This window comes from Nonomuraea lactucae (genome assembly GCF_003313395.1).
Classification (GTDB): Bacteria; Actinomycetota; Actinomycetes; order Streptosporangiales; family Streptosporangiaceae; genus Nonomuraea; species Nonomuraea lactucae.
On sequence record NZ_QNFZ01000812.1, the window covers coordinates 1 to 5,414 of the forward strand.

Consider the following 5,414-nt stretch of genomic DNA (forward strand, 5'->3'; position numbering starts at 1 on the left):
CGCGCCGCCCAGCCGCGGGGCACCGTCAGCGCCGTGCGGCCGGCGGCCGAGCCGGGCCGCACCACCGCGGTGCTGCTGGAGGTGGAGGGGCTGCCGCCGAGCACGAAGCTGGCCGTGTTCGTCGATCCCCACACCGCCCAGGTGCGCGGCACGCTGGAGAGCTACGGCGGCTCGGGCGCGCTGCCGGTGCGCGCCTGGATCTCCCACCTGCACCGCAACCTGCACCTCGGCGAGCCCGGACGCCTCTACAGCGAGCTGGCGGCGAGCTGGCTGTGGGTCGTGGCGCTCGGCGGGCTGCTGCTGTGGCTCAGCCGGCGCCGCCGGAGCGGTCAGCGGGTACGCCTCCTGGTCGCCCCCGAATCCGGCGCCACCGGCCTGCGACGGAGCCTGTCCTGGCACGGTTCGGCCGGCCTGTGGGCCGTGACCGGCCTGCTGTTCCTGTCGGCCACCGGGCTGACCTGGTCCACGTACGCGGGTGACAACGTCGACGCGCTGCGAGCAGCGCTCAACTGGACCACGCCTTCCCTGTCGTCCGGCGGTGGCGGCGACCACTCCGCGCACGCGGGCGCCGGACATGCCCCCGCCGCCACCTCCGACGCCGGGGTGGACGCCGTCGTCCGCGCGGCTGCCGGCGCGGGCCTGTCCGGGCCGCTGGAGATCGTCTGGCCCGGCGTCGCGGGTGGCAGCTACGTGGTCAAGGAGGTCCAGAACCAGGTGCCGCAGCGGCTGGACCAGGTCGCCGTCGATCCGGCCACCGCCCGGGTCACCGGGGAGTTGCGCTTCGCCGACCACCCGCTGGCCGCCAAGCTCGCCCGCTGGGGCATCGACGGGCACATGGGCAGGCTGTTCGGCCTGGCCAACCAGATCCTGCTGGCGGCGCTGGCCGCGGGCCTGATGTTCCTGATCGTGTACGGCTACCGGATGTGGTGGCAGCGGCGGCCCGCGCGCGGGTTCGCGCAGCCGTACCGGCGGGGCGCCTGGCGGCGGGTCCACTGGGCGGTCCTGGCGCCGCTGGCCGTGGTCGTGGTGGCCGCCGGTGTGTTCGTCCCGCTCCTGGGGGTCAGTCTGGCCGCGTTCCTGCTGATCGACGTGCTGCTCGGGCTCCGCGCCCGGGTCGCGGCGCGGCGGGCGGCGGGGACCCCGGCCTCGTCCGCCTGACGCACGCCATGGCCGGTGCCGCTCGTTCGGCAGGCGAGCGGCGTCGGTCCTCCGCGAACCCTCTGACCACCCCTCATACGAGAACGGATATGCGTCGGCCCGTGATATCGGTATTGGACAGCACTTGATCGCGTCTGCTTTGCTCCTGTCCCTTGACAGCTGACAGGAAGGAAATTGACATGAGATTCCCCGCTGCCCGCCGCCTCACCGCGACGCTCCCGGCGGCCGCCCTGGCACTCTCCCTGCTGTCGGGCGGTGTGCTGGGCGCGGGCGCCGCGTCGGCCACGCCGGTGCCCGTGGTGCTTACGGGAGTGGGTGAAGCCCAGGCCAGGAAGGAGCTTCGCGAGCTGGAGGCGTCCTTCCAGGGCCGGATCGGCGCGTACGCCCTGGACACGGCCACCGGCAAGGCGGTCACGTACCGGCCGGGCGAGCGTTTCCCGTTGCTGTCCACGCACAAGGCCATCCTCGGCGCGGCCATGCTGCACAAGGCCCGCACCTCCGAACCCGGCCTGATGAACAAGGTCCTCAAGTGGACGGCCGCCGATCTGAAGCCGAACTCGCCGACCACCGAGAAGCACGTGGCGGACGGCCTGACGGTGGCCCAGCTCTGCGAGGCGACCATCACGTTGAGCGACAACACCGCGGCCAACGTGCTGCTGAAGGAGCTCGGCGGCCCGCCCGCGCTGACGAGGTACTTCCGCACGCTGAAGGACCCGATCTCCCGGCTCGACCGCTGGGAGACCGAGCTCAACAACTGGACCGTCAAGGAGAAGCGCGACACCAGCACCCCCGCCGCCATCGGCCGTGACCTGCGCGCGCTCACGGCCGGGAACGCCCTGAACGCCAAGGACCGCGAGCAGCTCAACGCCTGGCTGATCGCCAACAAGACCGGTGACGAGCGCATCCGCGCCGGCCTGCCCAAGGGCTGGACGATCGGCGACAAGACCGGCACCAACACGGAGATCGGCGCCGGCCACGACATCGCCGTCATCTGGCCCGGTAGGTCGGCGGCCCCGATCATCATGGTCGTCTTCACGAACCGCGAGGTCGCCGCCGTGGACAACAAGGTCATCGCGCAGGTCGCGACCATCCTCGCCCGCGGGCTCGGCAGGCTCTGACACGCCTCCGGGATCCGCGGACGGCGGGGGATCGGGTCGGCCGGCGGCCTCCGTCTGGGTCTTTGAGCCCAGGCGCCCCCGCCTGGTTCCTCGATAGGTTGCTCCGGACGAGATGCCGCAGCCCTCGGCGCTGCCCCCTCGGCTCACTGCCCGGTTCGGCGCTGCAGGCACGGCCCGCCGGAGTATTCCCATGCCCGCGGAAGCGGGCTCGACGAGCGACCAAGGATCTCGATGAGTGTGACTCTTCCACGACGGCGCGAATCCGGTCTCCGGGTTCGCGCCGTCGTCGCCGGTGCTGTCATGGCCCTGATCGTCCCCCTGACCGCCGGCGGCGCGACCGGCGTCTCCGCGGCCGCGGCCGCGGAGACGCCGCTGTCGCAGGGCAGGACCGCGGGCGAGAAGGCCGCGGGCAAGAAGGGGGTCGCCGTGTGGCCCATGCCCCAGGCGGCCAGGGCGCTGAACGCCTCGCGCGCGAGCTGGTACTACACCTGGGCCCCCCACCACGACTCGGTCACCGGGCCGACCTCGGCGCAGTTCGTCCCCATGATCTGGGGGGCGAAGGACGTGAACGACGCCGCGCTGGCCAAGGCCCGCAGCGCCGGCCCGTACCTGCTCGGCTTCAACGAGCCCGACCTGGCCGAGCAGTCGAACATGCCGGTGAGCAGGGCGCTGTCCCTGTGGCCGCGACTGATGGAGACCGGCCGGATCCTCGGCAGCCCGGCGGTCGCCTACGGCGCCGACCGGGCCGGCGGCTGGCTGGACCGCTTCATGGCCGGGGCGCGTCAGCAGGGATACCGCGTCGACTTCATCACGCTGCACTGGTACGGCGGCGACTTCCGCACGAACAACGCCGTCAGCCAGCTCAAGAGCTATCTGCAGGCCGTCCACGAGCGCTATCGCAAGCCGATCTGGCTCACCGAGTTCGCGCTCATCGACTTCTCCAAGGGAGTCCGGCACGCCTCCGACAGCGAGCAGGCCGCCTTCATCACCGCCTCGTCGAAGATGCTCGCCTCGCTGCCCTACGTGCAGCGCTACGCCTGGTTCGGGCTCCCCTCGGAGACCGGCAAGCCGGGCAGCGGCCTGTTCCGGGCCGACGGCACTCCCACGGCCGCGGGACGCGCGTTCCAGGCCATCGACTGACCTGACCGGGGCGTCCAGGGGCCCGCGGGCGGGCTCAGAACTCGAACGACTCCAGATGGATCCGCCCGCGGGGCACCCCCGCCCGCCGCAGTGCCCGGCAGGCCGCCGCCGTCATGCCGGGCGGACCGCACACGTACACGTCGAAGCGCGCCAGGCCGGGCACGGCCGCGCGCAGCGCACGGCCGGTGAGGGCGACCTGCCACCCGTGGCGGGCGTACCCGATCACCGCGTCCGTGACGCTCTCGTCGAGAGCGTCACGGGCGTCCAAGGCGCCTGCGACGTCCGAGGGGTCCGGGACGTCCAGGGCGTCGAAGGCGTACAGGACCGGGGCCCCGCGACTCGCGGCGATGGCGTCGAGCTCCCTGCGCAGGATCACGTCCTCCTTCCGCCGGGCCAGGTAGATGAGCCTGACGTCGCCGGGCAGCGTCTCGAACAGCGCCCTCAGGGGGCCGATCCCCGCGCCGCCGGCGAGCAACAGTACGCGGCTCCGGCTGCGGCGGGCCGCGGTCAGCGCCCCGTACGGACCCTCCACCCAGACCCGGGTGCCCGGCCGGAGGTGCGCGAGCGCCCGGCTGTGGGGGCCCACGCCCTTGACCGTGATCCGCAGGTAGGTGGAGCCCGGAGGCGCCGACAGCGAGTACGGCTTGGCGCTCCACCACAGTCCCGGGGCCAGGAACCGCCACCGGAAGAACTGCCCCGGCTCGGCGCCGATCTCGCCCACCCGTCTGCCGGTGACGTAGACCGACACGACGCCCGGCGCCTCCCGCCTGACCCCGGCCACCCGCAGGCCGTGCCTGGCCGAGCGGATGCCCGGGGTGACGAAGCGGTACCACAGCAGCAGCGCGCCCCCACAGAGGTACAGCCCCCACCAGACGGCGCGCGCGAGCGGGTACGGGGCGAAGTGCGGCCCGGTGAGCTGGTGGGCGAAGCCGAGCCCGACGGCCGGGTAGACGAGCAGGTGGAGCAGGTGCCAGGCGTCGTAGGGCAGCCTGCGGCGTACCGTCCGGGCGGAGACCGCCCCCACGGCGAGCATGATGACCAGGCTGATCACGGCTTCGGCCAGCCAGGGCACGGTGACCGGGCCGGCCAGGCCCGCCAAGCCGCCCGGGAGCATCGCCCGCCGCCATGCCGCGAGGACGGCGTGGGCGGCGGCGAGACCCGTGACACGCCTGCCGGTCGCCGCGTGCCACCGGGCCAGCCGGTCGGTGCCCACGCCGCGGTCCAGCACGGGGACACGGGACATGAGGATCAGCGCGACCGCGCAGCCGTACCCCGCGAGCATGCCGGTGACGTAGCCGCCCCAGCCGATCCAGCCGGCGAGCGTGGCCACCAGGGGCGGCGGCCCGCACCAGAGCACGACGGCCAGGGCTCCCGCGTACATCGCCAGCAGCGCGGGAGCCGGGCCCATCCGTACCTCGCGCCTCGCGCGAGGCCGGCCCTCCGTGGTCCGCACGACGGTCCGCACGACGCCCCTCTGTCCGCTCCGGGCTTCCTGCCGATCGATCCCGGCCTGATCGATCCCGGCGCGGCATGGTAACCACCGCGACCCGGGCGCTCCTGGGCCCAAAGACCTGGATCGGCGCGCCGAGGAGACCCACTTTCCGGGCAGAGGCCCCGCCTTCCCGCAAAGCCCACCCACACCCGGACAAGTTTGGGCTAAAGGGCGTAGACGATGGTGTTTACTCGGGCTGGAAGGTAGATCGTTGGAGGGAAGGGACGTGATGAGGGGGAAGCGCGGCGGTCGAGTTCGCTCGCACCTCACTCGACGCGGCAGGTACGTCCTCATGACGCTCGTGGTCGGCGGGGTCGCGGTGGGCGTTCCGCCACTGCTCATCCCACGCGACCCGGGGGACGGCGCGTACGCGGCCGACACGCCGGGCACGCTCGGCACACCGGTCGCGTCCCCGGCCACGCCTCCCGCCCCGTCCCCGACGCGCTCCCGGAGAAGCGGGCCCGCGCCCACGGCCGGCCCGCCCCTGACCGAGCACGCCACCGAGC

At 73.4% G+C, this 5,414-nt stretch carries 4 protein-coding genes and 1 pseudogene; 4 read left to right on the forward strand and 1 reads right to left on the reverse strand.

The window, feature by feature from the left end; translation table 11 throughout:
- The 3 genes from DQW85_RS28305 to DQW85_RS28315 all read left to right on the forward strand — a co-directional run.
- The coding region (locus DQW85_RS28305) for a PepSY-associated TM helix domain-containing protein (RefSeq protein ID WP_113702929.1) at positions 1-1,158 on the forward strand (1,158 nt) is incomplete at its 5' end.
- 179 nt (positions 1,159-1,337) lie between these two features.
- Positions 1,338-2,276 (forward strand): class A beta-lactamase, encoded by a 939-nt coding sequence (gene bla, locus DQW85_RS28310; protein WP_113702930.1) that lies wholly within the window; start codon positions 1,338-1,340, stop codon positions 2,274-2,276.
- 231 nt (positions 2,277-2,507) lie between these two features.
- Positions 2,508-3,416: a glycoside hydrolase family protein gene (locus tag DQW85_RS28315; protein ID WP_113702931.1), complete on the forward strand. Its 909-nt coding sequence runs from the start codon at positions 2,508-2,510 to the stop codon at positions 3,414-3,416.
- Between the two features lie 34 nt (positions 3,417-3,450).
- Here DQW85_RS28315 and DQW85_RS28320 read toward each other — a convergent pair whose 3' ends face one another.
- Positions 3,451-4,824: a ferredoxin reductase family protein gene (locus tag DQW85_RS28320; protein WP_205315474.1), complete on the reverse strand. Its 1,374-nt coding sequence runs from the start codon at positions 4,822-4,824 to the stop codon at positions 3,451-3,453.
- A gap of 376 nt (positions 4,825-5,200) precedes the next feature.
- On the opposite strand from DQW85_RS28320, the pseudogene DQW85_RS28325 reads away from it, so the two are divergent.
- Positions 5,201-5,414: pseudogene (locus DQW85_RS28325) on the forward strand (hypothetical protein); the annotation flags it as partial.